Annotated in this window: 28 protein-coding genes; 10 read left to right on the top strand and 18 right to left on the bottom strand. The window is 69.3% G+C overall.

What is annotated here, in order from left to right:
* Positions 1-121: 121 nt before the first annotated feature.
* Positions 122-382: a GlsB/YeaQ/YmgE family stress response membrane protein gene (locus ACX80W_RS13950; protein ID WP_459284264.1), complete on the bottom strand. Its 261-nt coding sequence runs from the start codon at positions 380-382 to the stop codon at positions 122-124.
* A 219-nt stretch (positions 383-601) separates the two neighbouring features.
* Positions 602-1,351 carry an SDR family NAD(P)-dependent oxidoreductase gene (locus ACX80W_RS13945; protein WP_459284263.1) on the bottom strand — a complete coding sequence of 250 codons (750 nt, stop codon included), beginning with the start codon at positions 1,349-1,351 and terminating at the stop codon, positions 602-604.
* Between the two features lie 312 nt (positions 1,352-1,663).
* On the opposite strand from ACX80W_RS13945, the gene ACX80W_RS13940 reads away from it, so the two are divergent.
* On the top strand, positions 1,664-2,254 hold the full coding sequence (locus tag ACX80W_RS13940; RefSeq protein WP_459284262.1) for a TetR/AcrR family transcriptional regulator: 591 nt from the start codon (positions 1,664-1,666) through the stop codon (positions 2,252-2,254).
* A 45-nt stretch (positions 2,255-2,299) separates the two neighbouring features.
* On the opposite strand, the gene ACX80W_RS13935 is transcribed toward ACX80W_RS13940, so the two are convergent.
* The 3 genes from ACX80W_RS13935 to ACX80W_RS13925 all read right to left on the bottom strand — a co-directional run bounded on the left by ACX80W_RS13935 (position 2,300) and on the right by ACX80W_RS13925 (position 5,746).
* Entirely contained in the window at positions 2,300-4,237 is a 1,938-nt protein-coding gene (locus ACX80W_RS13935) for a PKD domain-containing protein (protein ID WP_459284260.1), read from the bottom strand.
* 108 nt (positions 4,238-4,345) lie between these two features.
* Positions 4,346-5,185: an HNH endonuclease gene (locus tag ACX80W_RS13930; protein ID WP_459284258.1), complete on the bottom strand. Its 840-nt coding sequence runs from the start codon at positions 5,183-5,185 to the stop codon at positions 4,346-4,348.
* A 51-nt stretch (positions 5,186-5,236) separates the two neighbouring features.
* A complete protein-coding gene (locus tag ACX80W_RS13925) occupies positions 5,237-5,746 on the bottom strand; it encodes a metallophosphoesterase family protein (protein ID WP_459284256.1) in 510 nt (169 codons plus the stop codon).
* A gap of 163 nt (positions 5,747-5,909) precedes the next feature.
* Between ACX80W_RS13925 and ACX80W_RS13920 the strand changes: the two genes are divergently transcribed.
* Entirely contained in the window at positions 5,910-6,113 is a 204-nt protein-coding gene (locus ACX80W_RS13920) for a hypothetical protein (protein WP_459284255.1), read from the top strand.
* 69 nt (positions 6,114-6,182) lie between these two features.
* Entirely contained in the window at positions 6,183-6,560 is a 378-nt protein-coding gene (locus tag ACX80W_RS13915) for a hypothetical protein (protein WP_459284253.1), read from the top strand.
* A gap of 80 nt (positions 6,561-6,640) precedes the next feature.
* Here the strand turns inward: ACX80W_RS13915 and ACX80W_RS13910 are convergent, their stop codons facing one another.
* Complete coding sequence (locus ACX80W_RS13910) at positions 6,641-7,798, bottom strand: baeRF2 domain-containing protein (RefSeq protein WP_459284251.1); 1,158 nt, start codon at positions 7,796-7,798, stop codon at positions 6,641-6,643.
* 165 nt (positions 7,799-7,963) lie between these two features.
* Entirely contained in the window at positions 7,964-8,128 is a 165-nt protein-coding gene (locus ACX80W_RS13905) for a hypothetical protein (protein ID WP_459284249.1), read from the bottom strand.
* 204 nt (positions 8,129-8,332) lie between these two features.
* On the opposite strand from ACX80W_RS13905, the gene ACX80W_RS13900 reads away from it, so the two are divergent.
* Positions 8,333-8,749, top strand: coding sequence for a CBS domain-containing protein (locus ACX80W_RS13900; RefSeq protein WP_459284247.1), 417 nt, complete (start codon positions 8,333-8,335; stop codon positions 8,747-8,749).
* A 106-nt stretch (positions 8,750-8,855) separates the two neighbouring features.
* Here ACX80W_RS13900 and ACX80W_RS13895 read toward each other — a convergent pair whose 3' ends face one another.
* The 3 genes from ACX80W_RS13895 to ACX80W_RS13885 all read right to left on the bottom strand — a co-directional run bounded on the left by ACX80W_RS13895 (position 8,856) and on the right by ACX80W_RS13885 (position 11,217).
* Positions 8,856-9,269 (bottom strand): hypothetical protein, encoded by a 414-nt coding sequence (locus ACX80W_RS13895; RefSeq protein ID WP_459284246.1) that lies wholly within the window; start codon positions 9,267-9,269, stop codon positions 8,856-8,858.
* 62 nt (positions 9,270-9,331) lie between these two features.
* Positions 9,332-10,213 (bottom strand): NAD-dependent epimerase/dehydratase family protein, encoded by an 882-nt coding sequence (locus ACX80W_RS13890; protein WP_459284244.1) that lies wholly within the window; start codon positions 10,211-10,213, stop codon positions 9,332-9,334.
* Entirely contained in the window at positions 10,213-11,217 is a 1,005-nt protein-coding gene (locus ACX80W_RS13885) for an aldo/keto reductase family protein (protein ID WP_459284242.1), read from the bottom strand. Before ACX80W_RS13885 ends, ACX80W_RS13890 begins: the two co-directional genes overlap by 1 nt.
* 159 nt (positions 11,218-11,376) lie before the next feature.
* Here ACX80W_RS13885 and ACX80W_RS13880 point away from each other — a divergent pair, with 159 nt between their 5' ends.
* Together ACX80W_RS13880 and ACX80W_RS13875 are read left to right on the top strand one after the other, a co-directional pair.
* Positions 11,377-12,450: a lipid II:glycine glycyltransferase FemX gene (locus ACX80W_RS13880; protein ID WP_459284241.1), complete on the top strand. Its 1,074-nt coding sequence runs from the start codon at positions 11,377-11,379 to the stop codon at positions 12,448-12,450.
* A 42-nt stretch (positions 12,451-12,492) separates the two neighbouring features.
* Positions 12,493-14,172, top strand: coding sequence for a threonine/serine exporter family protein (locus ACX80W_RS13875; RefSeq protein ID WP_459284239.1), 1,680 nt, complete (start codon positions 12,493-12,495; stop codon positions 14,170-14,172).
* Positions 14,173-14,176: 4 nt separating this feature from the next.
* On the opposite strand, the gene ACX80W_RS13870 is transcribed toward ACX80W_RS13875, so the two are convergent.
* Positions 14,177-14,941, bottom strand: a complete 765-nt coding sequence (locus ACX80W_RS13870; RefSeq protein WP_459284267.1) for a uracil-DNA glycosylase — start codon at positions 14,939-14,941, stop codon at positions 14,177-14,179.
* 124 nt (positions 14,942-15,065) lie between these two features.
* Here ACX80W_RS13870 and ACX80W_RS13865 point away from each other — a divergent pair, with 124 nt between their 5' ends.
* Together ACX80W_RS13865 and ACX80W_RS13860 are read left to right on the top strand one after the other, a co-directional pair.
* Positions 15,066-15,362 (top strand): DUF3263 domain-containing protein, encoded by a 297-nt coding sequence (locus tag ACX80W_RS13865; protein WP_459284237.1) that lies wholly within the window; start codon positions 15,066-15,068, stop codon positions 15,360-15,362.
* A gap of 25 nt (positions 15,363-15,387) precedes the next feature.
* A complete protein-coding gene (locus ACX80W_RS13860; RefSeq protein WP_459284235.1) occupies positions 15,388-16,014 on the top strand; it encodes a LytR C-terminal domain-containing protein in 627 nt (208 codons plus the stop codon).
* Between the two features lie 63 nt (positions 16,015-16,077).
* Here the strand turns inward: ACX80W_RS13860 and ACX80W_RS13855 are convergent, their stop codons facing one another.
* Positions 16,078-16,569, bottom strand: coding sequence for a TM2 domain-containing protein (locus tag ACX80W_RS13855; RefSeq protein WP_459284233.1), 492 nt, complete (start codon positions 16,567-16,569; stop codon positions 16,078-16,080).
* 346 nt (positions 16,570-16,915) lie between these two features.
* Between ACX80W_RS13855 and groL the strand changes: the two genes are divergently transcribed.
* Positions 16,916-18,544, top strand: coding sequence for a chaperonin GroEL (groL, locus tag ACX80W_RS13850; protein ID WP_459284231.1), 1,629 nt, complete (start codon positions 16,916-16,918; stop codon positions 18,542-18,544).
* A gap of 85 nt (positions 18,545-18,629) precedes the next feature.
* Here groL and ACX80W_RS13845 read toward each other — a convergent pair whose 3' ends face one another.
* The 6 genes from ACX80W_RS13845 to ACX80W_RS13820 all read right to left on the bottom strand — a co-directional run bounded on the left by ACX80W_RS13845 (position 18,630) and on the right by ACX80W_RS13820 (position 25,708).
* Complete coding sequence (locus ACX80W_RS13845; protein WP_459284229.1) at positions 18,630-18,920, bottom strand: WXG100 family type VII secretion target; 291 nt, start codon at positions 18,918-18,920, stop codon at positions 18,630-18,632.
* 105 nt (positions 18,921-19,025) lie between these two features.
* Entirely contained in the window at positions 19,026-20,486 is a 1,461-nt protein-coding gene (locus tag ACX80W_RS13840) for a sensor histidine kinase (RefSeq protein WP_459284227.1), read from the bottom strand.
* A 12-nt stretch (positions 20,487-20,498) separates the two neighbouring features.
* On the bottom strand, positions 20,499-21,218 hold the full coding sequence (locus ACX80W_RS13835) for a response regulator transcription factor (protein ID WP_159619328.1): 720 nt from the start codon (positions 21,216-21,218) through the stop codon (positions 20,499-20,501).
* A 79-nt stretch (positions 21,219-21,297) separates the two neighbouring features.
* Positions 21,298-22,938, bottom strand: coding sequence for a DNA repair helicase XPB (locus tag ACX80W_RS13830; protein WP_459284225.1), 1,641 nt, complete (start codon positions 22,936-22,938; stop codon positions 21,298-21,300).
* Positions 22,931-25,393 carry a helicase-associated domain-containing protein gene (locus ACX80W_RS13825; protein ID WP_459284223.1) on the bottom strand — a complete coding sequence of 821 codons (2,463 nt, stop codon included), beginning with the start codon at positions 25,391-25,393 and terminating at the stop codon, positions 22,931-22,933. Before ACX80W_RS13825 ends, ACX80W_RS13830 begins: the two co-directional genes overlap by 8 nt.
* A 66-nt stretch (positions 25,394-25,459) precedes the next feature.
* A complete protein-coding gene (locus ACX80W_RS13820) occupies positions 25,460-25,708 on the bottom strand; it encodes a hypothetical protein (protein ID WP_459284221.1) in 249 nt (82 codons plus the stop codon).
* Positions 25,709-25,879: 171 nt separating this feature from the next.
* Here ACX80W_RS13820 and ACX80W_RS13815 point away from each other — a divergent pair, with 171 nt between their 5' ends.
* Positions 25,880-26,263 carry a cold-shock protein gene (locus ACX80W_RS13815; RefSeq protein WP_459284219.1) on the top strand — a complete coding sequence of 128 codons (384 nt, stop codon included), beginning with the start codon at positions 25,880-25,882 and terminating at the stop codon, positions 26,261-26,263.
* The last annotated feature ends 3 nt before the right edge of the window (positions 26,264-26,266 follow it).

Below are 26,266 nucleotides of genomic sequence, written 5' to 3'. Positions count from 1 at the left end.
CACCCCTCGCCCCCCCCCCCCCCCCCCCCCCCCCCCCCCCCCCCCCCCCCCCCCCCCCCCCCCCCCCCCCCCCCCCCCCCCCCCCCCCCCCCCCCCCCCCCCCCCCCCCCCCGGGCCCGGGTCAGCGGGTGACGCGGCGGCGGCCTGCCACGCCTTCGGCGATGCCGATCAGCAGGACCGCGGCGATCACCGAGACGATGAAGCCGAGCACGTTCAGTTCGAAGATGTTTCCGGTGCCCAGGAAACTGGCGATCGAACCGCCGATGATCGATCCGACGAGGCCCAGCAGCAGGGTCGCGATCAGCCCGAGGTTCTGCTTGCCCGGTTTGATGAGTCGTGCAAGTGCGCCGATGATGAGCCCGGCGATGATGAATCCAATCACTTTCGGTTCCTTCCTAGCTCGACTGCCCCGGTAGCGGGGCCGCGCCGCTCGTAGTGCGACGCGGTTCCCATCGATCCTATGGCTCCGGGGAGCTGCGTGCTCGAATATTATGGTCGTCCTTCCGCGACCGGGCCGGAAAGGCAGGGCCTTTACATCGCCTTCGGCGGTGAGCGTGACTGCCCCCGCGCGCGCTCACCGCCGACGGCCCGCCGCGGGGGATCAGGCGGTCCAGCCGCCGTCGTTCGAGATGGTGGCGCCGGTGAGGTAGTTGGCGGCGTCGCTTGCGATCCACGCCACCAGCGCCCCGACATCGGCGGGGGTGCCGAAGCGCTTGAGGGCGGTCAGGCCGGCGAGGAACCCGCCGTATTCGCCGCTGGCCGGATTGCCGTCGGTGTCGATGGGGCCCGGCTGCAGGAGGTTGACGGTGATGCCGCGTCCGCCCAGGTCGCGGGCCAGGCCCTTCGTCAGCCCGACGAGGGCCGCCTTGCTCATGCCGTAGACGGTTCCGCCGACGAAGGGGATGCTGATGGCGTTGATGGAGCCGATGGTGATAATCCGGCCGCCGTCGGGCAGGTGCTTGAGGGCTTCCTGGGTGGTGTAGACGGTGCCGCGGATGTTGAGGTTGATTGTGGATTCGATGTGCTCGTCCGAGGCCTCGGTGAAGGGCTCGAACCAGCCGCCACCGGCGTTGTTGACGAGGATGTCCAGGGAGCCCAGGGCATCCACGGCGTCCCTGACACCCTGGCGGGCTGCATCGGGGTCGGAGTTGTTGGCGCGGATGGCCACGGCCTTGCCGCCGGCGGCGGTGACCTCGGCAACGACTGATTCGGCGGCCTCGGGGGAGGACCAGTAGGTGAGGGCGACGGTGGCGCCCTGGGCGGCCAGGGAGCGGACGATACCGGCCCCGATGCCGCGGGAGCCCCCGGTGACGAGGGCGGTCTTGCCGGAAAGCATGGTGTCTGTAGACATTCTTGGTGGATCCTGTCGTGAGCGGCCGAGGCCTGATTTTTGTATCGTACGGTATAGATAACGTCCGGTGGGCCGTGATATTCCCCGAAACCAGATTTATATTTCGAACAGTATGAAATTGGGCTCCCGCTGGCCTCCAGGCGGCGGACTCCTTCGGACCGGGCGGGCCGTTCCTCCCCTGAGCGGCTGGCCCGGCGGTGCCGGTTGCAGGCCGGGCGGTGTCCTGCTGCGTGGCAGAATGAACCGTAATGACACCCGGGGCTTTTCCGTTGGAATGCTCTCGGGCGTTCGATGGCAGGAGGGTGAGTGCTGATGGCGGTTCGAGGCAGGCCCCGGGAGTTCGACGTCGATGAGGCCCTGGAGCGTGCGGTCGACGTGTTTTGGCGGCAGGGGTACGAAGGCACGACCCTCGAGGACCTGACGAGGGCGATGAGCATCAGCCGCCCGAGCCTCTATGCGGCCTTCGGTAATAAGGAAGGCACCTTCCGGCAGGCGATCGGCCGGTATGCGCGGGTCGAAATGGCCTACATCGATGTTGCCTTGGCGAAGCCGACGGCCCGGGAGGTGGCCGAACACTACCTCCGCGCCAATGTGGAGTCCATCACGCTGCCGGACAGGCCCCCGGGGTGCCTTTCCATCCAGGGTGGCCTGTCAGGGCACCCGGGAGACCAGCAGGTGGTCGAGTTCCTCAATGAAAGCCGGAACGCCGGAGAGGCGCGGTTTGTGAGGCGCTTCCAGGAGGCGATCGAGACGGGAGACCTGCCGGCGACCGAAGATCCTGCGGATCTTGCCCGCTACCTCGCCACCGTGACTGCCGGGCTCGCGGTGCAGGCCGCCAGCGGGGCCAGCCGGGCCGAACTCGCGAAGGTCGCCGAGCGGGCGCTCACGGCCTTTCCCGGATGACCGAACCGGCGGCGGGCACCACCGGGACGCCGTGTTGCCGCAGGCTCACTCCGCAACGCTGCCGGTGATCTCGTCGACCCGCACTGTGATCGGGGCGTTCGCCGCCCGCGCCGAGAGGGAACTGGTGAGCCCGACGGAGCCGGTTATCTGAAGCCCCGGCGCTGAGTCGCTGGTCTCGATCTGCCATTCGGACGGTTCATCTTCGCCTGCCTTCCAGACCTTCGCGCGGAGCGTCGTTGGGCTGGTGCCTGTGGCCTGGGTCCGGACGTTGAAGGTTTCGCCCCCCGTCACCGTGACGTCGGGGACGGCCCGTCTGCTCCCAAGCGTGGTTTCAGTGCCGTCGCCACTCACCCTGTCGATGGACAGTAAAAGTCCGCCGTCGCGGGAGAACTGGAGAACCGTGCGGTAGGCACCCGCGCGGTCGGTCTGACGGGTGACGAGGCGCAGGTACAGGCTGCCGTCGACGGGCGATTTATCCACTCCCACCGTGGCGCGCAGGTCGAGGCGTGAACTGTTCGTCGAACCAAGGAACGCGGCCGCTGCCGAGTCGGCAGCGGCCAGTTGGAGGGCCCCCTGCCCATCCTCGACAAGGAGGGCGCCCGGGTTCCCGCCGTCGGTCCATGCGCCTCCGTCGTCCGCTTCGCCCCACCCGGACGTACTGGTCCGCTCGAACTCGTCGCTGAAGGTGGAAGCGGTTCCGTCCTTCCCATCCGCTACCGAAACCGACGTGGACGAGGTGGCGCTGCCGGTGTCGTCCTTGACGGTCACTGTGATTTGGTAGGTCCCCGGGGCGTCGTAGGTGACCGTCGGCCGAACCCCGGTGGCGGTTTCACCGTTGCCGAAGTCCCAGGCGTACGAGCGGTTCCCCTGTGCGGCGAATGGCGTCGACGCATCGAGGGAGCAGGCGAGCCCCCCGCACTCCTCGGTGAAGGTGGCCTCGGGCCCGCGGGCGCTGTCGGGATTCCTCGTCAGTTTGAAGGAGTCCTTGAACGTCCCGACCGCCGCCTGGACGAAATCGGCCGAGATCGACTTCTCCGTGACCGAGACATCGAGCAGCCCGTAGGTGGGATTGGCATTGGCGCCCGAGCTGGCCGCGAAGTAATCCGCCTCGGGGTCGGCCTTATTGGCGTCGCGCAGCTTGACCCCTCCTGTGCCGACGGTGGCGAAGACGGTGCCGGCGCCCTGGGCGAGGGACTTGTCGGTGTCGGCGATGCAATCCTCGTTCACTGTGTCGGCGACGATTTCGGGGCAGCCGTCTCGATGTCCGAGCTGGAAGGTGCGTTGGTAGAGGTGCTCGTGGGCGTTGAGCACGAGGTCGACCTTCTTGCTGATCAGCATGTTGGTGAATTCCTCGCCTGCCTCGCATCCGTATTCTCCAATGGAGAGGCATGGCAGATGGTTTCCAACGATGACCCAGGGGATGCCGGTGTCGCGGGCTCCGTCGATGGCTGCTTCCGTCCAGGCGTGGTGGTCCGAGCCGGGACGGTAATCCCATGGTTCGTCACCGGCGAAGGTCAGGCCCGGTGACACCATCACGAAGCGTGCCAGCGGCTTCTTGGCCGGCACATCGACATACCATTGGCGGCCATAGGTGCCGACCATTCCGGGCAGCCGGTTGGGAAGGCAGGCGGAAAAGTCGTTGATGTTCCCGTCGCTGCCGTCGCTTTCATGGTTGCCGGCGATCAGTTGGAAGGGAAAGTCGACTCCAACGCGGCTCGTGACGAAGTCGCACCAGGCCTGCTCCTCGCCGGGACTCCCGTAGGAGAGGTCTCCGAGCGCGAGGGTGAAGTCGGGGGAGAGGGATTCGTTCTTGGTGAGGACGGCTCCCGTGTCCCCTCGGGCGGCGAAGTCCCCGGCGGCTGTGAAGCGGATTTCGGACGCTTTGGCGGCTACGGGGTCGTCGCGGTTGAAAAGCACGATGGCCACCAGAATGAGGCCGAGTACGGCGAGAGCGGCCGCCGCTATGCCGAAGACACGAACCATGTCTACCTCTTGTCGTTGGAGGGGCCCCAGCGCCGGCCCCCAATCGCTTCCGGCTCATGACGTACCCCGAAGTATATGAGGGCCGAGACGGGCTTGGCCACGGCTCGCCTAGCCGCCTCCCAGGAGGCGTGCGGCGTCGGCCTGGGCTTCGAGTTCCGCCGGACCGAGGACCGTCCCCGCCAGGAAACCGGCGGCCGACCTCATCGCGCGCAACTCGGCGGGGGAGTAGGGCTCGGGGAGGCGCCGGTGCGCCATGGCATGGCAGTTGGGGCAGAGCGGCACGAGGTCGGAGACGGGGTCCAGTTCGTACCCGGGCCCGAGGCGGGACGCCGGGACAAGGTGGTGCACCTGCAGGAAGTCCCGGCCGGCCGCCCCGAAGGCCTCCTCGAAGGAAAAGCCGCAGACGGCGCAGGAGCTCCCGTGGTGCGCCAGGCACACCCGGCGGGCGGAGGGGTCCCTCTCGTACCGGTTGGCCCACACCTGGACAAGCGCGTCCTGCGGGAGGGTGCCCGGAGGCTGGAGAAGGGGGTCCGATTCTTCGATGGCGCTGGTCTCGCTCCACAAGGTCCTGAGCGCGTGCCCGGCGGCCGCCGGGATCCGGCGGGAGGCACGTTTCACCTCCCAGGTGATGCCGGGCACGCGGAGGATCAACAGTTCCAGCGGGATCGAGTCTCCCCGCGGCCGCAGCGCATCGAACTCGACGACGCCCGGTGACGGGTGCGGGGAGTCCCCCCGGGGATCGGGGGGCGGGAGGACCCTACCGTGGCCGATGACGCCGCGCTCGCGGGATCCCTGGACGAGCAGCCAGACCTCGGCGCCCTCGGCCGCGTGGCGGGGAAGAAGGCGCCAGGTGCAGGAGAAGCTTCCGGTTGCGGTGACCCGCTCGACGGCCGACCGGTATCCGCCGAAAGGATCGTCTCCGTCCGGGTTCCAGCCAAGCAGGATCATAGGGCCAGTGTGCCATGCCTCCGAACCGTTGCGGAGGCGCTCCGCAGGTGGTCAGGCCACCCGCACGGGCAGCCGGTGAAGTTCGACGTCGAGCCGGCGCCCGTCGGCGGTCGCCGTGAGGTACGAGCAGTGCGGTTGCCGCCGCCGGTCGGTCGGGGAGCCGGGATTCAGCAGCCTCATCCCTGCTCCGGTGACCGTGTCCCACGGGATGTGGCTGTGGCCGAAGACCAGGATGTCGGTACCGGGGAACTCCCCGTCCATCCGTGACTCCCTTCCGGCCTTTCCTCCCGTCTCGTGGACGATGGAGAACCGAAGGTCCTCGATCACAACTCCGCCCACGAGGGGCAGCCTCCTCCTCAGGGCCTCGCCGTCGTTGTTGCCGTAGCAGCCCACAAGGCGCCGGGAGCGCCCGGAGAGCTCTTCGAAGAACGATACGTCCGTCCAGTCGCCGGCGTGCAGCACGAGGTCGGCGGCCTCGGCGGCCGCCCAGACCTTGGCCGGCAGCGCCTTCGCCCGCTTGGGGATATGGGTGTCGGCGAGGATCAGCAGCGTTGTCGGCATGGAGGAATTGTGCCAGTTCCGGTGGCCGGATGCCCGCGGCGGCAGCATGCCCGTGACAACAAGGAACCGTTGTGCCATGCTCTTCCTAAGCGTGCTTAGTATCGCGGACTGTGAAACCGGCCGCCCAAGCGTTGGGTGCCGGATGGAAGGCACTGGAGGAACCATGAACATCGATAAAGCCCAGATCATCGAGTTGCTGAAGTCCCAGGGCAACCACGACAAGGCAGGCCAGGCGGAATCGGAGCTTCCCGACCAGGTCGATACCGAGCAGCACGCCGGGCTGCTCTCCAAGCTTGGAATCAATCCGCAGGATCTGCTGGGAAAGCTCCCCGGCGGACTCGGTGGACTCGGCGGCCTCGGCGGTTAAACCGCAGGGCTCCAGCGCGTTGAATGAGGCATCCCGCACTTCAAGGACGACAGGGAAGGTGAACGGGCAGTGGAGACTAGCCAACTGATCTGGATCATTGTTGGGATCATCGTCGTGCTGGCGGTGATTGGAGTGGTGATAGCGCTAAGCCGTAAGCGCCGGCAGGCCCACGTTGAGCGACAGAAGGAAAAGGGCAGGCGGCAGGCTGCGGAAATCCGGGAAAAGGCCCAGGAGACCGAACTCGAGGCGCGTGAACGCGAGGCCAAGGCGACCATGGCCGAGGCCGAGGCGCAGCGTGCCGAGGTGGAGGCCGAGCGGCTTCGCCGTCAGGCCTCGGAGCGCCAAACCGACGCCCAGGGCCTGCGCGAGGAAACGATGAACCACGCCCGGAAGGCCGACGAGCTCGATCCCGACGTCGACACGCGCCGCCGGGACAGCGGCAAGTAGGCTCCGCCGCGGCGGCACATGACAATACAGCGGGACTCCCCGGCCGAGGCCGGGGAGTCCCGCTTTGTGTATGCCTGGACCTACGTCGCCGATGGAACGGCCGGGCCGGTGGGCCACCGCAGCAGGGCCGCGATTGACTTCGACTCGAGCGCGCCCGCCGGATACATGACTGTGTCGGCATCGGTCAGCGCCGCCGCCCGCAGGATCGCCGCCAGGGCGGGGACCTTGCCGAGGACCTCCGCTCCGGAGGTTCCCTCCTCGGCCGTTGCGATCCAGGGCGGGGCGTCAAGTGCGAGCAGGGTCCGGTCGTCCCAGGCGGTGGATTCCAGGAGCAGGGTGTCGACCTGCGCCTGCTGCAGCGCCGCGACAACCGCCTCGATCCCCGCCGCCGAGGAGCCGGACGCCTGGCCCTCGTGCTCGGCCAGCCGCTCGAGGAGGTGGTGCTGCTCGTCGGCCATCACCTTCGTGACGAGCTGGTCGACCTGCAGGGTGAAGGTCTCCGCATCCGACCCGCCGGTGCGGGTGTGGCTGTCCACGACCCCCAGGAGCGCCCGGGTTTCCTCCGACACCTGGTCGGCGACAAGCTGCCGGGCCCGGATATCGCCGGACAGGACGACCAGTTTGGCGCGCGTCGCCGAGACGGTCCTGTCGATTTCCGCCGCAACCTCCGCCGCATTGGACTTCCAGACCTTCTCCGCGTGGTGCTGGTACCGCCCGTGCGCCCACCCGCCGCCGTGGACCTTGCGCATGTGCTCGGTGTCGCCCTCGACGGCGGCCACCGGCTCACCGCGGTCGGGTGCGCCCCATTCCCGGTCCGCGCGGCGCAGGTAGACCTCGCCACCGTCACGCCCCACTTCGGCGACGACATAGGCAAAACCTCCGGGGCAGTGCCGGGCGAGCGGGCTGAGGTCGGGGACGGGCCCGACGGCGATGACGGGGGCTCCGGTGACCAGCCCGCCCGGCAGGAAGTCGTCGACGGCGGCCTCTCCGCCGCAGACCAGGACAAAGCGGGACACGGGGTCGGGAAGACCCCGCGCTGTCTTGGAGAGCGCTGTCATCGCCGCCTTGACGTCTTCCTTGGGCGCCCCCTCGCGCTGCATCGCGTCCGCCACGGTGCGGGGAAGAATGTCATCGCTCGCGAAGGAGTCGTCGGTGCCGGCACTTCCATCGACATAGATGGTTGTCCAGGGCCCGGATACCTTGTAGAGGCCCGAATGGTCTTTCAATGCGTGGGTCATTGGCAGCACCTTTCTGAGTGTGCTTGTGCGCCGTCACCGGCGCAGCCTGCGTGAGGTACGTACGGTTTACCACTGTGGCCCGAGCGGTGGAAAGCACGCTGAGTGAAATGACGGCGGGCCCGGGGAATAAGACTTCAGCCGGCGGCCGCGGCCCCGTCCCGTCCGTCAGGAATTCTGCCCGGCCGGGGCGTCCCCGTGCCCGGCGTCAGGGTCCTCGCCCTCGGCGGCATCCTGCGTGTGCTGGCGGAGGTCGGCCGGATCCGCCGCGGGATCGCCCTCGGCGGGTGCCTCGTTATGGGATCGTTCCTGCGGCTCTGAGGATTCTGACATGGCGGCTGCCGGTCCTTTCGAAGACGGTGAAGGAAGATAAGTTCCCTGAGGGGCAGTCTACGGAGCGGCCGTGCCGAGCATAACCCCTCCAACTCCTTTGCTTCGCGCGCGTCCGGGCGGATACTGCTAAGCAGGCTTACGGTACGACGCCGGAGCCCGCGCCGCGTCCGCCGACCCGGCGCACCTCAAGCGAAGGAGAGCGTTATGCCAACCACAGCGCGGGACATCATGACCGGCAGTGTCGAATGCATCGGTGAAAAGGACACCCTGCAGCAGGCGGCGGTGAAGATGAGGGACCTCGATGTGGGGTCGCTTCCCATCTGCGGCGAGGACAACCGGCTCAAGGGCATGCTCACGGACCGCGACATCGTGGTTCGGTGCCTTGCCGACGGGGGCGACCCCACCAGCGTCACGGCCGGCGAGCTGGCCCAGGGCAAGCCGGTCACCATCGGCGCCGATGACACCGTCGAGGAGGCGATCCGCACCATGCAGGACCATCAGGTCCGGCGGCTGCCCGTGATCGACGGGCATGACCTGGTCGGGGTGATCAGCCAGGCCGATATCGCCCGCAACTACCCCGAGGACAGGGTGGGGGACCTCGTCGAACTGATCTCCTACTGAGGTCCGCTCCCGGCCGCCGGTGTTCCGGCGGCCGGGGGCGGCGGCTGGCGGCCTTTCCCCGGGGCGGACGCACGCGCACCCCGGGTGGCCCCTCCGCCGGTGGAGCCTACTCGAGGTCCTTTTCGTCGAAGTGGCTCAGCGGTGCGCCGCCCCGATTCGAGGGATCGTCGCTTGAGTCGACCTCGTCGTCGTCCTCTCCGATGCCGAAGTCGACATCGTCGGAGGCCTCGCCGAGGGTTGGGACATCCGGTGGGATCTGCTCGTCGCCGTGTGCCCAGCGCGCCTCTGCCGTTTCATCGCGCAGGATCTGGTCGGTGAGCAGGTTGCTCTCCTCGTCGTCGTACCCCTCGCCCTGGAGCAGCGGGTCGTCCTGCCACCGGTCGGGGTTGTCCTCTGCCGCATTCGGATACAGGTCGGCGCGGCCTCCGGTCAGCGGATCGAGCTCGGCCAGTGACCTTTCCTCCACCTCGCTGTCGGTGATGATGGTGAGGTCCTCGTCGGGGAGGTGTTCTTCGGTCATGGTTTCACCTTTCGTTGCGGTGGGCACACTGTCCGTACTCCATTGATAAGCCTACTGATCTTTTACGTCCGAAGGTAGTTGCCCTTCCCCTGGCGGGGGTCCCGCCAGCTGTGCCGGGGCTCATAACCGAGGACGCGGCGTGCCTTCTCGATGGAGAGCAACGTCCCGTTTCCGGGGACCTCCCTGAGGAGTTCAACCCCCGGAAACACCTCGGCGGCAAGCTCCGCGCTGGGGCGGGACATGACAGTGTCCGCGGCGGCGATCAGGAAGGTGTCGAAGCCGGGCTGCGCGTTCTCGAGCGCCTTCTGCACCGCCTGCGCGCCGTCCCGCCCGTCGATGTAGCCCCACAGGTTCCACTTCCGCAGCCGGGCGTCCGCATCGAAGGATGGGAATTCGGCATAGTCCTCGGGGTCCATCACGTTCGAAAAACGCAGCGCCGTGATGCTCAGCTCCGGATCCCACCGGGCAAGCTCCGCGGCCATCTGCTCCTCGAGGTGCTTCACCAGCGAATAGGTGCTCTCGGGGCGGGCGGGGTAGTCCTCGTCGACGGGCAGGTAGGGCGGGTCGGTGTCGAAGGGCAGCCCCTGGACCGTCTCGCTGGAGGCGTACACGATCCGTCGGATGCCCGCGCGCCGGCACGCCTGGAACACGTTGTAGGTGCATGCCATGTTGTTGGCGAAGGTCGCCGCGTCGGAGGTGATGCCCGGGGCCGGGATCGCCGCCAGGTGCACGACGGCGTCGAACCCGTCGGAGACCCCGTCGACGCCGAGGAGGGCATCGAGGACCTGCCCGTAGTCGCGAAGGTCGATCCGGAGGAAGCCGGGGCCGCGCTCGCCGTGCTGGTCAAGCTCGAGCACGGTGTTGCCCGCTTCGCGCAGGCCGTGCACCACGCTGCGGCCCAGCTTTCCCGACGCGCCCGTGACGGCGATGCGTGGACCGCCCATCAGGCCGGCCGCATCTCGGGGGACTGGGTGCGTGCCGGATCCCGTTCGGCGAGCGAACCGATGGCCTCATCGATGGCCTCCATCACACCGGCGTCGAGGACGGCACCGGCGGCCGCGGCGTTCGACTCCACCTGCTCCGGCCGCGAGGCGCCGATGATGGCGGAGGCGACATTCGGGTTCTGCAGCACCCAGGCGATGGCCAGCTGGGCCATCGTGAGCCCGACGCCGTCGGCAATCGGCTTCAACCGCTGCACCCCGGTGAGGACGTCATCTTCCATCCAGCGTCGGATCGTCGAGGCGCCGCCCTTCTCGTCGGCGGCGCGGGTGCCCTGCTCCGGCGGCCGGCCCGGCAGGTACTTGCCGGTCAGTACGCCCTGGGCGACCGGCGACCAGACGATCTGGGACAGGCCCAGCTCCTGGGAAACCGGCACCACCGAATCCTCGATCACCCTCCACAGCATCGAATACTGGGGCTGGTTGGAGATCAGCTGGATGCCCAGCTCCCGGGCCAGGGCGTGCCCCGCGCGGATCTGCTCCGCCGTCCACTCGCTCACGCCGATGTAGAGGGCCTTGCCCTGGCGGACGACGTCGGCGAAGGCCTGCATCGTCTCCTCCAGCGGGGTCTCGCTGTCATACCGGTGCGCCTGGTACAGGTCCACGTAGTCGGTCTGCAGGCGGCGCAGCGAACCGTCGATCGAGTCCCGGATGTGCTTGCGGGACAGACCCACCTCGTTGTGCCCCTTCGAGCCGGTGGGCCAGTAGACCTTCGTGAAGATCTCGATCGTTTCCCGGCGCTCGCCCTTCAGGGCGTTCCCCAGGACGGTCTCCGCCACCGTATTGGCGTAGGCGTCCGCCGTGTCGAAGGTGCTGATGCCGACGTCGAGGGCGGCGCGGACGCACCGCTCCGCGACGTCGTTCTCCACCTGCGACCCGTGGGTCAGCCAGTTCCCGTAGGTGATCTCCGAGATTTTCAGTCCGCTGTTTCCGAGGTATCGAAAGTCCATGCCCCCGATGCTATCGAGACGGGGTGCCCCTGCGGGCAAAAGCTGCGCCCGGGTTCGCCGGATGCGGCCCCGAATCGGTGCAACAGTTAGACTTGGGCGGGTAAATCCGTGCGCCGGAACACCGCCGGCCACGCCCGGGCCACCAGCAGAGAAGGCACTTTGATCAACTTCACCGCGCGTTTCGCCACCGAAGCGGAGCAGGACAAGTGGGACGACCTCGTGACCTCCAACCCGGACGGCGGAAACGTCCTGCAGTCGGCCTCCTTCGCCGAAGTGAAGTCCCACCACGGGTGGACACCGCGGTTCCTGGTCCTCGAGTCGGCGGAGTATTCGAGCTACAACCTGGTGCTCGAGAAGTCCTTCCCGGTCCTGGGCAGGCTCTGGTACCTCATCAAGGGGCCGGGGGTGGCCGAGCCCGCCCATGTGCCGGCCGTGCTCGACGCGGTGAAAAGCTTCACCACCGCCTCCCGGCTCAACGTCTTCGCCGTGAAGATCGAACCCGATATCGTCGACTCCCCGGAGGTCCGGCAGCTCTTCGCCGCGGCGGGCCTGCGCAAGACCTTCGACCTGCAGCCGAACGACCATACGGCCCTCCTGGACACCAGCCCGGAGCCGAACCAGCTGCTGCGCAACCTTTCCTCGCGCGGGCGCAACGCCGTGCGCCGGGCGATCCGGGAAGGTGTCGAGGTGCGCCGCGTCGAGCCCACCGAGGAAAACTTCAGGACCATGTACCGGCTGATGGCCCACATCGAGGACCGTTCGGCCGCCCGGCTCAGGTCCTTCGAGTACTACAGCAGGTTCTGGGCGAACTTCGCGGCGGCGGGCCAGGGCCGCCTCTACTTCGTCTACGAGGACGGCGAGCCCTCGGTGGGTGCGTTCGTCATCAACTACGGCAGCAAGGGAACCTACAAGGACGGCGGGTCAAAGCCCGGGCGTTCCCAGTACGGGGACTCCCACCTCCTGCAGTGGACCGCCATCACCGACCTCAAGGACGAGTTCGCCATACGCGAGTACGACTTCTGCGGAACCCCGCCGGCCGACCGGCTCAAGGACACCTCCCACCCGCACCACGGACTCGGCCTATTCAAGACGAGCTTCTCCAAGACGGTCACCGACTTCACCGGCTGCTGGGACCTGGCCCTCGACGACAGGAAGTACAAGCTGTGGACCGCCGTGGGGGAGCGGGTGGCCCGCCAGATCTACTGGCGCCGTCACCAGCAGCCCTTCTACTGATCGAAGAACCGCCCGCGGGGCAGCAAGGCAGGGAAAAACACCGTGGATGACAAGGCCGGCTCGAACGGTGGCCGGAAACCGGACACCAATCCCTCACCGGCGGCAGGCCCACTGCCGGTGATCCAACACCCGATCCGTCCGCCGTCGGCCCAGGGGCCGTCGGTGGTCCGGAAGCCCGGCGGTGAGCCCTCGCCCCCGGCGGGCGGCACGCCGGCCGTCCCCGGAGCCAGGCCGCGCCCGCGGCCCGCCCGGCGGCCCTCCCGCCAACCGTCGCCCACCGATGCGCTGCCGACGACGCCGCGCACGGTGCGCCCGGACCGTTCGAACGCTGCGGCCCGGAACGTGCTGCGCCGGCTCGTCCAGGGTGAGGAGCCGCCGACCCAGGCGATGAGCATCGTGGAGCGGCTCGCCGGGAGCCCCTACGCCAACCCCACCATCGCGGTCGGGGGGCCCGACGCCAGCGCCCGCAAGACCCTCGACTTCGCCCTGAGCCTGGCCGAGACGATGTTCCGCTACGGCGCCGGGGCGCTGGAGGTCGAGACGAGCATCATCGCCGTCACCGCGGCCCTGGGCCTCGACCACATCGAGGTTGACATCACCAACCAGTCGGTGGTGATCAACTACTCCGCCAAGGACCAGACGCCCACCACCGTGCTGCGCGTGGTGAGGTCCTGGACGAACAACTACGCCGGGCTGGTGTCGATCCACCAGCTCGTCTCCGACATCGCCGCCGGCGGGGTCTCGCGCATCGAGGCGGCCCGGCGCCTCGAGCAGATCACGAGGCGGCCCAAGCCCTTCCCGCGCTGGATGGTCACCGCCGCGTTCGGGATCTTTGGTGCGGCAATCGTCGCCTTCATCGGCGGGGGAGTGCTCGGAGCCCTCATCGGGTTGGGCAGCTGTATCCTCGTCGACCTCGTCTCACGCCAGCTCGGCCGGTGGAGGGTGCCCGAGTTCTTCTCCGTGGCCACCTCCTCGGCGATGGCCACCCTGACCGCCATGCTCTTCTGGTGGCTTGAGGTGCCCATCGCGCCCTCGCTCGTGGTCGTCGGCGGCATCCTGCTGCTCCTTCCGGCGGGCCGGCTCGTCTCGGCCACCCAGGACGCGATCAACGGATTCCCCGTCACCGCGGCGGGACGCTTCCTGTCGGCGCTGCTGATCTTCGGCGGGGTCGTCGCGGGGATCGCTGTCGCCCTGGTGTTCGGCTCGGCCATCGGCATCCCGGAGCTCGAACTGCTCGCTGCCCCCACCTCGCCGTATCCCTGGCCGGTGATCGCCGCGCTGATCTTCATCGCCGTGGCGATGTTCGCGGTCACCGAGCAGACGGACCTGTCGCTCGTGGTGCCCACCGCCCTGGTGGGAACCGCCGGCTACGTGCTCTGGATTTCGGCGATCAACGCCGGGGTGGGCTACCGGCTGGCGCCGGCGCTGGCCGCGGTGCTGATCGGCGCGCTGTCGCGCATCGTTGCGCTGCGCATGGGCGCGCCCCAACTGGTGCTCGCGGTGCCGGCGGTCATGTTCCTCTACCCGGGGCTGGCGATCTTCCGCTCGATGTACATGCTCACCACCAACACCGGCGTCCCCAGCGCCGGGGCGCTGGGACTGTTCAATGCGCTCACCGTGATCCTCGCGGTCGCGGGCGGGGTGGTGCTCGGCGACAACCTCGCCCGGCCCCTGACCCGGGGCCTCGGCAGCAACGAACGACGGCGTAACCGCCGCCGGTAGCCCCTCAGCCGCCCAGCCAGTCCACCGGGTCCGCGCCCTGCTCCCGCAGGAGCGCGTTGACCCGGCTGAAGGGCCTGGAGCCGAAGAAGCCGCGGGAGGCCGAGAGTGGACTGGGGTGCGCCGACTCCACCGTGGGGACCCCGGCGAACACGGGCTTCAGCTTCAGGGCATCACGGCCCCACAGGACGGCGACCAGCGGGCCACCCCGCGCCACGAGCGCGTGCAGCGCCGCGTCGGTGATGTCCTCCCAGCCCCAGCCGCGGTGCGAGGCCGGTTCCCCCGCCCGCACGGTCAACACGCGGTTCATCAGCAGCACGCCCTGCCGGGTCCACCCCGAGAGGTCCCCCGTGGCGGGTGCCTGCACGCCGAGGTCCGCCGACAGTTCCTTGTAGATATTCACCAGGCTCCTCGGCAGCGGGTGGGTCGCCGGATCGACCGAAAAGGCGAGCCCGACCGAATGCCCCGGCGTGGGGTAAGGATCCTGGCCGACGATCACGACCTTCACCCCGGCCAGCGGGCCGCTGAAGGCGCGCAGGATGTTTTCCGGCTCGGGAAGGATCCGGTGGCCGGCGCGGCGGTCCTCCTCAAGCCGGGCCGCAAGCCGGTGGAGTGCCGTTTCGTGGGGTGCCAGGGCGGGCGCCCAGCCCGAGGCGACCATCGCCCCGATCGGGGCAGGGGCCGCGAAGGGAAAGGCGGGGGTGCCCGGCGCTCCGCCCGGACCGGCCGGGTCCGGCGCCGGAAGGGGGAACAGGGCATCCTCGAAGTGCATTCCCTCATTCTGGCCGATCTGCCCGGCAGCGGGGATCCCGGGGACGATCGGTGCGTCGTATGACAGGCATGTCATTCGCCACTACCATGGGTGCGGAAGCATTCACTACGAGGAGGAGCGGCGCGTGAGCGAGCCAGCGGGGGCCCCTGCCCCAGGGCCCGGCAGCCGGGGCGCCCTCAGCGAGCGGGAACAGCAGATGCTGGCGCTCGAACGGGAATGGTGGAAGTACTCCGGGGCCAAGGAACAGGCGATCCGGGACCTCTTCAACATGTCCGCCACCCACTACTACCAGGTCCTCAACGCGTTGATCGATTCGGAGGCGGCACTCGCCCACGACCCGATGCTGGTGAAGCGGCTGCGCAGGCTGCGGACATCGCGCCAGCGCGCCCGCTCCGCCCGCCGCCTCGGCGCCGAGATCTGACCTACCCAAGGATCCCCACGCCGCCATGAGCCAATACCCCCAGGACGAGTTTGACCGGATCCCCGAGAAGGCGTCGCGCCATGGCGTGCACCGGGAGCGGCTGGTGGCCGTCCGTGGAAGCGGTCTCGGGTTGAAGATCGCCGTGGGCATCCTCGCGCTGCTGGTGGGCCTTGCCGCCTACTTCCTGCTTCCGCGGCTCGAGTTGGGCAGTGCCCAGAACGCCTCGGCCGCAAATGCCCGGCCGTCGGCCACCGCCGGCGAGACGGCGTCCCCCTCTCCCGAGCGGATGCGTTCGCCGGAGGCCTCCGGAACCCCGTCGGCCTCCGACCCGGCGTCACCTTCGCCGTCGGCCTCGGCCTCGCCGGAGGCCCCCGCCGTTGATAAGTCCCAGCGGGTCAACGTCCTCAACGGCACCGGGGTCCCCGGGCTCGCCGGGACGGTGGCAGGGCGGCTTGGGGCGGACGGCTGGACCGGCGCGGCGGCCGGGAACTGGGCCGGAGCCCCGCTCGAAGCGTCGGTCGTCTTCTACAACGGGCTCGAGCAGCGCGCCGGTGCCGAGGCCGTGGCCGCGGTGCTGGGCATCGCGGGAGTGCAGGACGGCGCCGGGGTTTCGCCGGACCTCACGGTGGTCGTGGGGCCCGACCTCCAGTAGGCCCGCTGCCTGGCCGCAGCCTGCCCGGCGGCCCCGGCGCCCTGCTTACTCCTTCAGCGGAACTTACTCCTTCAGCGGAACGCCCCTGGCGTCGCGCCGGAAGGACTCGGCACCCACGAGGATCATGATGCCCTCGATGAAGCCCCAGATGGCTCCCAGTCCAAAGGTCACGATCGTCACGACGATCTGGGCGATCCCGATGCCCACATAGCCAAGGTAGAACCGGTGGATGCCCAGGGAGCCGAGCAGGACCCCGAGGAGCCCTGCGACGAGCCGCGACTTCTGCTCGGGGTATCCGGATCCGTAGGGGTAGCCGGGAGGCCCGTACGGCTGGCCCTGCGGGTAGGAGCCCTGGAACTGGCCCTGCGGGTAGGGGTTCTGCTGGTAGGGGCTCTGCTCGTAGGGGTTCGGCTGGTGCTCACCCTGCTGGTGCTCACCCTGCTGGTACGGGGTCTGCTGGTACCCGCCGGGCTGGGGGAACCCCTCAGGCTGGGGAGGGGGTACCTCGCCTGCGGGATCCGAACCGGAACGGGGTTGGTCTGGGGTCGTTGACACGTCTCTCCTTGGTTGTTGGTGCTGCTCCTACGCTATGCCCGGCCGCGGGAGCACGTCATCAGGTAGAACCCCCGATCCGGCCCCCGGTTTTCAGGGTTGTCCCGGACGGGTTGACCTCCGACGGCTTGCACTCGTGCGGTGGGAGTGCTAATTATTGACTTAGCACTCGAACCCGCTGACTGCTAAGTCACGGGCGTTGAGGAAAGCAGGCATGCCACTGGGGTGAGGGTGGACTCCGGAACGTAAAGAGATCGTCCCGGTGCCGCCCGTCCGTCGCGGGCACCCCAGGCAGGTGACCACTCGTTTGCTGAAATGCATAACTGTCCCCGAAAGGACCTACGCCGTTATGGCCAAGATCATTTCTTTTGATGAAGAGGCCCGCCGCGGCCTCGAGCGTGGGTTGAACATCCTCGCTGACGCCGTCAAGGTAACGCTGGGCCCACGCGGCCGCAACGTAGTCCTCGAGAAGAAGTGGGGCGCCCCCACGATCACCAACGATGGTGTCTCCATCGCCAAGGAAATCGAGCTGGACGACCCGTTCGAGAAGATCGGCGCAGAGCTGGTCAAGGAAGTCGCCAAGAAGACCGACGACGTCGCAGGTGACGGCACCACCACGGCCACCGTCCTCGCCCAGGCCCTGGTCAAGGAAGGCCTCCGCAACGTCGCCGCCGGCGCCGATCCGCTGAGCCTCAAGCGCGGCATCGAGAAGGCCGTTTCGGCCGTCACCGCCGAGCTGCTGGCTTCCGCCAAGGAAATCGAAACGAAGGAAGAGATCGCCGCCACGGCTTCGATCTCGGCCGGTGACACGCAGATCGGCGACCTCATCGCCGAAGCGCTCGACAAGGTCGGCAAGGAAGGTGTCATCACCGTCGAGGAGTCCAACACCTTCGGGCTGGAGCTCGAGCTCACCGAAGGCATGCGCTTCGACAAGGGCTACATCTCCGGTTACTTCGTGACCGACGCCGAGCGCCAGGAAACGGTCCTCGAAGACCCCTACATCCTGATCGTCAACTCGAAGATCTCCAACGTCAAGGATCTCGTCGCCGTCCTCGAGAAGGTCATGCAGTCCGGCAAGCCGCTGCTGATCATCGCCGAAGACGTCGAAGGCGAAGCCCTGGCCACCCTCGTGGTCAACAAGATCCGTGGCACCTTCAAGTCCGTCGCCGTCAAGGCTCCGGGCTTCGGTGACCGCCGCAAGGCCCAGCTGGCCGACATCGCCATCCTCACCGGTGGCCAGGTCATCGCCGAAGAGGTCGGCCTCAAGCTCGAAAACGCCACGCTGGACCTGCTGGGCCAGGCACGCAAGGTCGTCGTCACCAAGGACGAGACCACCATCGTCGAAGGTGCCGGCGACGCCGACGCCATCGCCGGCCGCGTTGCCCAGATCCGCGCCGAGATCGACAACTCGGATTCGGACTACGACCGCGAGAAGCTGCAGGAGCGCCTGGCCAAGCTGGCCGGCGGCGTTGCAGTCATCAAGGCCGGCGCAGCCACCGAGGTTGAGCTCAAGGAGCGCAAGCACCGCATCGAGGACGCCGTCCGCAACGCGAAGGCTGCCGTTGAAGAGGGAATCGTCGCCGGTGGCGGCGTTGCCCTGATCCAGGCCGGCGCGAAGGCGTTTGCCAGCCTCGAGCTCTCCGGCGACGAGGCAACCGGTGCGAACATCGTCCGCGTTGCCATCGATGCTCCGCTGAAGCAGATTGCCTTCAACGCCGGCCTCGAGCCCGGTGTTGTCGCCGACAAGGTCCGCGGCCTGCCCGCCGGCCACGGCCTCAACGCCGCAACCGGTGTCTACGAGGACCTGCTCGCCGCAGGCGTCAACGACCCCGTGAAGGTCACCCGCTCGGCGCTGCAGAACGCCGCGTCGATCGCCGGGCTGTTCCTGACCACCGAGGCCGTTGTTGCGGACAAGCCTGAGAAGGCTGCCCCCGCAGGCCCCGGCGCCGACGAGATGGGCGGAATGGGCGGCTTCTAGTCCCCAAACCCCCGGCTCTCCAGCCGACCAGGAGCGGCATCCCCTTGCGGGGGTGCCGCTCCTTTTGGGTTAAGCCGGCGGCGGCTCAGGGAAGGAACATCCGGGTGTTGCCCAGCTCCGCCTCGGCGTAGGAGCGGCCCGCCGCGGCGAGGGCCTCGTTGATGCCGGCGAGGGACTCCTCAACCCGGACCTGAGTTCCCCGCCACTGGGTGATGAGCGCCTGGAAGTTGGCCGCGGCCTGGCCGGTCCACAGCGCCTCAAGCTCCCGCAGCCCCGCCTCCATCGAACCGACCTCCGCCTGCAGCCTGCCGATGGTCCCCTGGACCTGGGCGCTGCGCGCCGCGAGGCTGTCGGTGTCCACTTGAAAGTACGCCATGGGTTCCTCCCGGGCCGGCTGAGTCCGGCACCTGCCGGTCCCCGAACTGTAGGCGCCGGCGGCCCGGCGCTGCCCGCCGAGCCCCCGGTTGGGGACAACCGTGCCTCAGGCGGGTTCTGTGGAGGGGAACTCCGGGTGCTCCTCGACCGCGTGGGGCAGGCGGATCGAGAGCGTGGCTCCGCCTCCCGGGGTTTCCTCGAGGCGCACCGTGCCGTCGTGCTGGGCGACGAGCGCTGCGACGATGGCGAGCCCGAGGCCGGTGCCGCCGGTTTCCCGGTGCCGGGAGGAGTCGGCGCGGTAGAAACGTTCGAAGACCCGGGCGGCGTCCTCCTCGGAGATCCCCGGCCCGTGGTCGCGCACCTCGATCACCGAATCGCTATGCCCGTGGAGAACGGGGGCCACGCCGACGGCGACCTCGATCGGAGTTCCCTCCGGGGTGTAGCGCAGCGCATTGGTCATCAGGTTGCCCAGCACCTGCCGGAGCCGGGCCTCGTCACCGACAGTGGGCGCCGGCCGCGGGGCACCGCCGTCGAGTCCGGTGACGGTGATCGCGCGGTCCGGGGCGATGGCCCGGGCGTCGAGGGCGGCGTCATTGCCCAGTACCATCAGGTCGATGGGCTTCGCCTCGAGCGGCCGCTGTTCATCGATGCGCGCCAGCGTCAGCAGGTCCTCCACCAGGTGGCCCATCCGGATCGCTTCGCTTTCGATCCGGTTCATGGCCGCCGCGACGTCCTCCTCCTGCTGCAGTGCGCCATGCCGGTACAGCTCCGAAAAGCCGCGGATCGTCACCAGCGGGGTGCGCAGTTCGTGCGAGGCGTCCGCGACGAACCGGCGCATCTTCCGTTCGGATTCGGTGCGCGCGGCGAAGGCCCGCTCGATGTGGGCGAGCATTGCATTGAGCGAGCGGGAGAGGCGCCCGACCTCGGTGGCCGGCCGCTCCACCTCGACGCGGCGCGAGAGGTCCCCGGCGGCGATCGCCGCCGCGGTGCGCTCCACCCGGGCCAGGGGCCGGAACTGGCGGGTCACGGCGACGAAGGCGATGGCCGACGCGATCATCGTCGCCACCAGCCCCACAGTGAAAATAATCTCCGAGGCCTCCTGGACGGAGTCGTCCACCGTGGTCATGGGGGAGGCGATTGCCAGGGTCTGCGGCCCGTCCTCGTACTCGAGGACCTTGACCCGCCAGCCCGGGCTGTCGGGGGCGGTGCCGCTCACCTCGAAGGCCTCACCGTTGAGCTTGTTCACCTGCTTGGAGGTGAGGTGCGGAAGCCGGGGCACATCGGACTCCGCGGCGGAATGGGAGGTCTCGAGGATGGTGCCATCGGGGCCGAGGAGCGCCCCGTAGAAGCGCAGCAGCGGGCGGTCGCTCGCACTGCGGTCGTGGAAGAAGGCGTTGGAAACGTTCTGGGCGTTGGCGGTCAGGTCGCCGTCCATGCGTTCGATCAGGCCGTTGCGCAGCAGCGACACCGTGACGATTCCGGTGATGCCGACCGTGACCACCATGAGCAGGGTCATGATGGCCACGAGCTGCGAGCGCAGCGAGGCCGAATTCCACCGTCGGATCAAGGGTGTCGCTGCCTAGCGTCGGTCGGTGGAGCGCAGGAGGTAGCCCACGCCCCGCTTGGTCTGGATGAGTGCCGCCGCGTCGGCGTTCTTGTCGATCTTCCGGCGGAGATAGGAGATGTAAGACTCGACGATCGAGGCGTCCCCGTTGAAGTCGTACTCCCACACGTGGTCCAGGATCTGCGCCTTGGACAGCACCCGGTTCGGGTTCATCATGAGGTAGCGCAGCAGCTTGAACTCGGTGGGGGACAGCTCGATGATCTCCCCGGCCCGGCGGACCTCGTGGGCGTCGTCGTCGAGCTCGAGGTCGTCCACCCGGATCACGGCGTCGTCGTCCGACAGCGGCTGGGTCCGGCGCAGCACGGCGCGGATCCGGGCCACCACCTCGTCGAGGCTGAAGGGCTTGGTGACGTAGTCGTCGCCGCCGACGGTGAGGCCGGTGACCTTGTCCTCGGTGTCGTCGCGCGCGGTGAGGAAGACCACCGGGAAGTGCCGACCCGCCGCCCGGAGGCGCCGGGTGACGGTGAAACCGTCCATATCGGGCAGCATGACGTCGAGGACGGCGAGGTCCGGGTTGTGCGCTTCGGCCGCGGCGAGGGCCTCACGGCCGTTGCCGGCGGCGACAACGTCGAACCCGGCGAACCGCAGGGACGTCGACAGCAGCTCACGGATGTTCGGCTCATCATCGACGACGAGGAGTTTCGCTTCGGGGGTCGGCTTCTTCACCTGCGCCATTATCCGCTCGTTTTCTGGAAATTGACTGGAAGTTTGCTGGAGACGATCCGGACGGCGCGAGGGCCACCGGCCCGGGAACTCACCCGGCCAGCCCTGCCGCGTCCAGGATCCGGTAGGCGTAGCCCTGCTCCGCAAGGAAACGCTGCCGCTTCGCGGCGAAGTCCTGGTCGAGGGTGTCCCTGGCGACGACGGTGTAGAAGCGGGCGGCGCGCCCGTCCGCCTTGGGCCGCAGGAGCCGGCCCAGGCGCTGGGCTTCCTCCTGGCGCGAGCCGAAGGAGCCCGACACCTGGATGGCGACCGAGGCCTCGGGCAGGTCGATGGAGAAGTTGGCCACCTTGGATACGACAAGGGTGGGGATCTCCCCGCTGCGGAAGGCCGCGAAGAGCCGTTGACGCTCCTTGACGGCGGTGTCGCCCTTGATCACGGGCGCGCTCAGCCGTTCACCGAGGTCGTCGAGCTGGTCCAGGTACTGCCCGATGACCAGCAGCTGTTCGCCCTGATGGGCGGCGGCGAGCTTTTCGACGACGCCCGACTTGGTGTCCGAGGTCGAGCACAGCCGGTACTTGTCGCCGTCCTCGGCCATGGCGTAGGCGACGCGTTCGTCCCGCGGCAGGTCGACGCGGACCTCGACGCAGTCGGCCGGGGCGATGTAGCCCTGGGCCTCGATGTCCTTCCAGGGCGCGTCGTACCGCTTGGGCCCGATCAGGGAGAAGACCTCACCCTCCCGGCCGTCCTCGCGCACCAGGGTGGCGGTCAGGCCCAGGCGGCGCCGCGCCTGCAGGTCGGCGGTCATCTTGAAGATCGGCGCGGGGAGCAGGTGGACCTCGTCGTAGACGATCAGGCCCCAGTCGTTCTTGTCGAGCAGCTCGAGGTGCGGGTAGAGCCCGCCGCGCCGGGTGGTGAGGACCTGGTAGGTGGCGATCGTGACCGGCCGGACCTCCTTGAGGGCCCCCGAGTATTCGCCGATGTCCGATTCGCTCAGCGAGGTGCGCCGAAGGAGCTCGTCCTTCCACTGCCGGGCGGAGACGGTGTTGGTGACGAGGATCAGGGTGGTGGTCTTGCTGGTGGCCATGGCCGCCGCCCCCACGATGGTCTTGCCGGCGCCGCAGGGCAGCACGACGACCCCTGAGCCGCCGGCGAAGAAGCTGTCCGCCGCCAGCTTCTGGTAGGGGCGCAGGGACCAGCCCTCCTCGGTGAGGGCGATGGGGTGGGGGGTGCCGTCGACGTACCCGGCCAGGTCCTCGGCCGGCCACCCCAGCTTGAGCAGCAGCTGCTTGAGCTGGCCCCGCTGCGAGGAGTGGACGACGACGGTTTCACCGTCGATGCGCGGACCGAGCAGGGGTGCGATCTTCTTGGCATGGAGCACCTCCTCGAGCACCGGATAGTCGGTCGTCCGCAGGACCAGCCCATGCTGGGCGTCCTTCTCGAGGCGCAGCCGCCCGTAGCGGGACATCGTGTCCTCGATGTCGATCAGCAGGGCGTGCGGGACGGGGAAACGGGAGAACGTCAACAGGGTGTCAAGGACCTGCTCGGCGTCAAGGCCCGCGGCCCGCGCGTTCCACAGCCCCAGCGGGGTCAGCCGGTAGCTGTGGACGTGTTCCGGCGCGCGCTCCAGTTCGGCGAAGGGCGCAATGGCGTGGCGTGCCTCGGCCGCCTGGGGATGGTCGACCTCGAGCAGGATGGTCTTGTCGCTCTGAACGATCAGCGGTCCGTCAGCCATCGGAATTCCCTTCGATAATTTCAACGTCCATCACCCGGTGCACCGAAACCACCTTTTCGACCTGCCGGGCCGGATCGAAAACGCGCACCCTGCCGCCGGAGACGGACAGGGGGACGAGCACCTGCCGGACGGAATTGCCCTGGCTGTCGGCGGTTCCGAGACGGACCGCCGAGCGCTGGCGGATGGCGGTGCGCAGCGTTTCGAGCCCCAGCAGGGTCTCCCCCTCGGATCCCGCCGCCCGGTCGGCCGGGTGCCTGGGCCCATCCCGCAGCGCCTGCACCTGGGCGGCGATCTCCTCCTCCGTGACGGTCCAGGGGTTGGACCTGGCCCGCGGGGGCAGGGCCGGCGCACGTTCTCCGGGCGCGCCGGGTGCCGGGGGAGGGGCTCCACCCTCCACGGCGGCCGGCGGATGCGCTGGTGCGGGGAAATAGCCGAGGTCCCGCAGCAGCGCCGTGAGTTCGGCGGCTCCGGCGCGTGCCGCGACGACCGTCGGGGCCAGCCGGACCACGCCCAGGCCGGCCGCCCGCGGGTCGGCGAGCAGTGCCTCGACGGCGGCGTCGTCCTCGGTGCGCAGGTAGCTGCCGGCGCTTCCGACCCGGAGGGCGCCGTAGCGGGACGCGGTGTCCTCGACGAGGTAGGTCAGTGCCTGGGGCAGTTCGGTGGCCGAATGGCGGGCCAAAAAGGCGAGGATGGCCGCGGCGTCCTGCCCGCCGTCCAAGGCCGAACGGATCGACGCCGCGGAGAACCGGTAGGTGGTCGCGGGCCCCTGGCCCTCGGGGGTGGCGAGCAGCAGCAGTTCCCGTGCCACGGCCGGGTCGAGGTACCCCGGGGCGACGGCGGTGAGGTCCGCCTGGACGACGAAGTGGCTCAGCGGTGCCGGCAGGGCCCCGCGGACGGCGGCGGCGGCCTCGGCGAGGCGGTACTGCTGTACGAGCCCACCGATTTCGGTCAGGGCGCCGCCTCCGAAAAGGCCGAGTGCCTCCGCCTCGGCCAGGATTCCGGGGACGAGGCGTTCGAAGCGCCGCCGGAGCCGCGGCTGGTGCCAGGCGAGCCGCCCGGTCAGGGACGGGGCGTCGACGCCGGCTCCGGTGCCTGGCGGGAAGTCGCCGGCACCCAGTTCGACGGCGGCGTCGAGCACGCGCCGGCGCACCCGCGGGGCGTCGGGGCGGGAGGCTTCGGCGGCCAGGGCGTTGATGGTGCTTCCGTCGGGCGATTTGGACCCCACGATGGAGGGCGCGCGCTCAAGCTCAAGCCAGCCGTCGACCAGGGCCAGCCACAGTGCCTCCCGGTCGTCCGAACGTGCGGCCGCAGCAGCGGGCTTCCACCGGGAGTCGTCGACGTCGAGCGCGAGCATGCCCGCCCCGGCAGCCAGTTCAAGCAGCCATGCCGCGGCGTCCGGTTCGACCTGCAGCGCCTCGGCCAGCCGCTTCACCTCCCGCACCCCCACGCCTCCCGAACGCAGTGTGGCCACCGGGGTGGGGCCGCCGGGGGCGAGCAGGGCGCCGACCAGGCGGAGGGTTTCGGCGATCGCGCTGTGGGCGGCGTTGTCGCGGAGGGCAAGGCGCACCGGGCGGAGGCCGGGATCGGGCGGTGCCGTGTGCAGGGCGGTGACGACCCGGTGGCCGCGCACCGCCTGGCCGACATTGCGGGGCAGTTCGACGTGGGAGGCATCAATCCGGGCGAGCAGTCCGTGCCGGAGCAGCCAGTCCACCTCGGCCGCGGGGTGCCCGGCCGGCTGCCCGGTGCGGGCGGCTGCCGGCGCAACGCCCACCGGCGCTCCGGCGAGCCGCCGAAGGAGGTCCGGGGTGCCCGGCGGCGCGGCAGCCAGGAGCCGTTGCCAGTCGTCGGGCCGCCCGACGGCGTCCCCTAGCTCAGCGGCGGCGGCCTCCGCGTCCGGCGTCGGGCCGAGCGGGATGCCGAGTGCGCGGACGCGCTCCGCAGCCTCGAGAATCGTGCCGCCGAAGCCGGGCAGGACGCGGACGAGGGCGCCCAGGGGACGGCCCAGGCCGGCGGGGTACGGCCCGAGGGCCTCACCGAGTGGGCCGACGGGGCAAATGCGGGAGCCCGGCTGGGTCAGCGCGGCGCCACCGCAGGGGCCGTCGTCCTGCGGCGGGGGCGCAGCCTGCAGCAGGGCGCGCGCCGACAGTTCGGCCAGGACCGCCTCCAGTGCCGGCGGTTCGACGCCGCCGATCAGCTGAGCCAGCGCGGCGGTGTCCACCGCGTTGCCGCCGGTGGCCTCGGCGGCAATAAGCACCGTCTCAAGGACCTGCAGCTGCGGTTCGGTGAGGTTCTCGAGGGCCCGCTGGAGGCTGGCCCGCGTGGAGGCCCGGGCGGCCAGGGCGGCGAAGTCCGGGACCGGCGGCAGGGCCAGGTCAGGGCGTACGGCAAGGAGGCGGCGCAGATCGGAGTCGCTGCGGGCGGCCAACTCATCGGCCAGGGCGCGGATTGCGGACATTACCTACAGGTTACCCGCCGCGTGCGGGGTGCCGGCGCGGGCGAGGACCCGCACGGACGCCCGGCCTCAGCTCCTGCGGCGCAGAACGACGGCGCCGAGCACCAGCGCCACCATCAGGATGAAACCCAGGGGAAGGAGGATGAAGGCCCCTGCCACGAAGCCCCGCCAGACGGGTTCCCCGAGCCAGGCGCCCACCAGGACGGCGGTCAGCGAGGCCAGGCCCAGGGCGGCACAGAGAACGGCGGCCAGGGTGAGGGCGGTGCGCCCACGCTGCCGTGCGGCGGCGGGCGGGGCGGCCATATTGTTGGGTTCCATAACGCTTACAGCGTACAAGAACGCCCGCTCACACGATCAGGCGCCAAGGGGATATTCTTTTATCTTAAAGACCTCCCCGGCAGTGGCCGCCACGGCAGAATCCTGCCGCAGCACCGGGACTCCCCATACAGCAGGCGCTCACCGCCCCGCAGACCAAGAAGAGGTAACTACGTGCCCATCGGCAAAGTGAAATGGTTCGACGCTGACAAGGGTTTCGGCTTCGTCGCCACCGACGACGGCAAAGAGGTCTTCCTCCACGCCTCGGCGCTGCCCGCGGGCGTGACCGAGGTGAAGGTCGGTACCAAGCTTGAGTTCGGGGTCGCGGACGGCCGGCGGGGGCTGCAGGCACTCTCGGCCCGGATCCTCGAGGCGGCGCCGTCGGTGGTCAAGGGCACGCGCAAGAAGGCCGATGACATGGCGGTCATCACCGAAGACCTCATCAAGCTGCTCGACGGCGTGTCGAACGGGCTGCGCAAGGGGCGCTACCCCGAGAAGTCCCACGCCTCGAAGGTGGCCGCGGTGCTGCGCGCCGTCGCCGACGACCTGGACGCGTAGGCC

Source organism: Arthrobacter melezitosi (assembly GCF_054511055.1).
Note: the sequence above shows the minus strand (reverse complement) of the source record. Positions and strands in the feature narration are given on the sequence as shown.

Coding starts and splice junctions, on each gene's coding strand:
- ACX80W_RS13945 (WP_459284263.1), bottom strand. CDS start 1,351: ATGTCTACAGACACCATGCTTTCCGGCAAGACCGCCCTCGTCACCGGG.
- ACX80W_RS13940 (WP_459284262.1), top strand. CDS start 1,664: ATGGCGGTTCGAGGCAGGCCCCGGGAGTTCGACGTCGATGAGGCCCTG.
- ACX80W_RS13935 (WP_459284260.1), bottom strand. CDS start 4,237: ATGGTTCGTGTCTTCGGCATAGCGGCGGCCGCTCTCGCCGTACTCGGC.
- ACX80W_RS13930 (WP_459284258.1), bottom strand. CDS start 5,185: ATGATCCTGCTTGGCTGGAACCCGGACGGAGACGATCCTTTCGGCGGA.
- ACX80W_RS13925 (WP_459284256.1), bottom strand. CDS start 5,746: ATGCCGACAACGCTGCTGATCCTCGCCGACACCCATATCCCCAAGCGG.
- ACX80W_RS13920 (WP_459284255.1), top strand. CDS start 5,910: ATGAACATCGATAAAGCCCAGATCATCGAGTTGCTGAAGTCCCAGGGC.
- ACX80W_RS13910 (WP_459284251.1), bottom strand. CDS start 7,798: ATGACCCACGCATTGAAAGACCATTCGGGCCTCTACAAGGTATCCGGG.
- ACX80W_RS13905 (WP_459284249.1), bottom strand. CDS start 8,128: ATGTCAGAATCCTCAGAGCCGCAGGAACGATCCCATAACGAGGCACCC.
- ACX80W_RS13900 (WP_459284247.1), top strand. CDS start 8,333: ATGCCAACCACAGCGCGGGACATCATGACCGGCAGTGTCGAATGCATC.
- ACX80W_RS13895 (WP_459284246.1), bottom strand. CDS start 9,269: ATGACCGAAGAACACCTCCCCGACGAGGACCTCACCATCATCACCGAC.
- ACX80W_RS13890 (WP_459284244.1), bottom strand. CDS start 10,213: ATGGGCGGTCCACGCATCGCCGTCACGGGCGCGTCGGGAAAGCTGGGC.
- ACX80W_RS13885 (WP_459284242.1), bottom strand. CDS start 11,217: ATGGACTTTCGATACCTCGGAAACAGCGGACTGAAAATCTCGGAGATC.
- ACX80W_RS13870 (WP_459284267.1), bottom strand. CDS start 14,941: ATGCACTTCGAGGATGCCCTGTTCCCCCTTCCGGCGCCGGACCCGGCC.
- ACX80W_RS13860 (WP_459284235.1), top strand. CDS start 15,388: ATGAGCCAATACCCCCAGGACGAGTTTGACCGGATCCCCGAGAAGGCG.
- groL (WP_459284231.1), top strand. CDS start 16,916: ATGGCCAAGATCATTTCTTTTGATGAAGAGGCCCGCCGCGGCCTCGAG.
- ACX80W_RS13845 (WP_459284229.1), bottom strand. CDS start 18,920: ATGGCGTACTTTCAAGTGGACACCGACAGCCTCGCGGCGCGCAGCGCC.
- ACX80W_RS13835 (WP_159619328.1), bottom strand. CDS start 21,218: ATGGCGCAGGTGAAGAAGCCGACCCCCGAAGCGAAACTCCTCGTCGTC.
- ACX80W_RS13830 (WP_459284225.1), bottom strand. CDS start 22,938: ATGGCTGACGGACCGCTGATCGTTCAGAGCGACAAGACCATCCTGCTC.
- ACX80W_RS13825 (WP_459284223.1), bottom strand. CDS start 25,393: ATGTCCGCAATCCGCGCCCTGGCCGATGAGTTGGCCGCCCGCAGCGAC.
- ACX80W_RS13820 (WP_459284221.1), bottom strand. CDS start 25,708: ATGGAACCCAACAATATGGCCGCCCCGCCCGCCGCCGCACGGCAGCGT.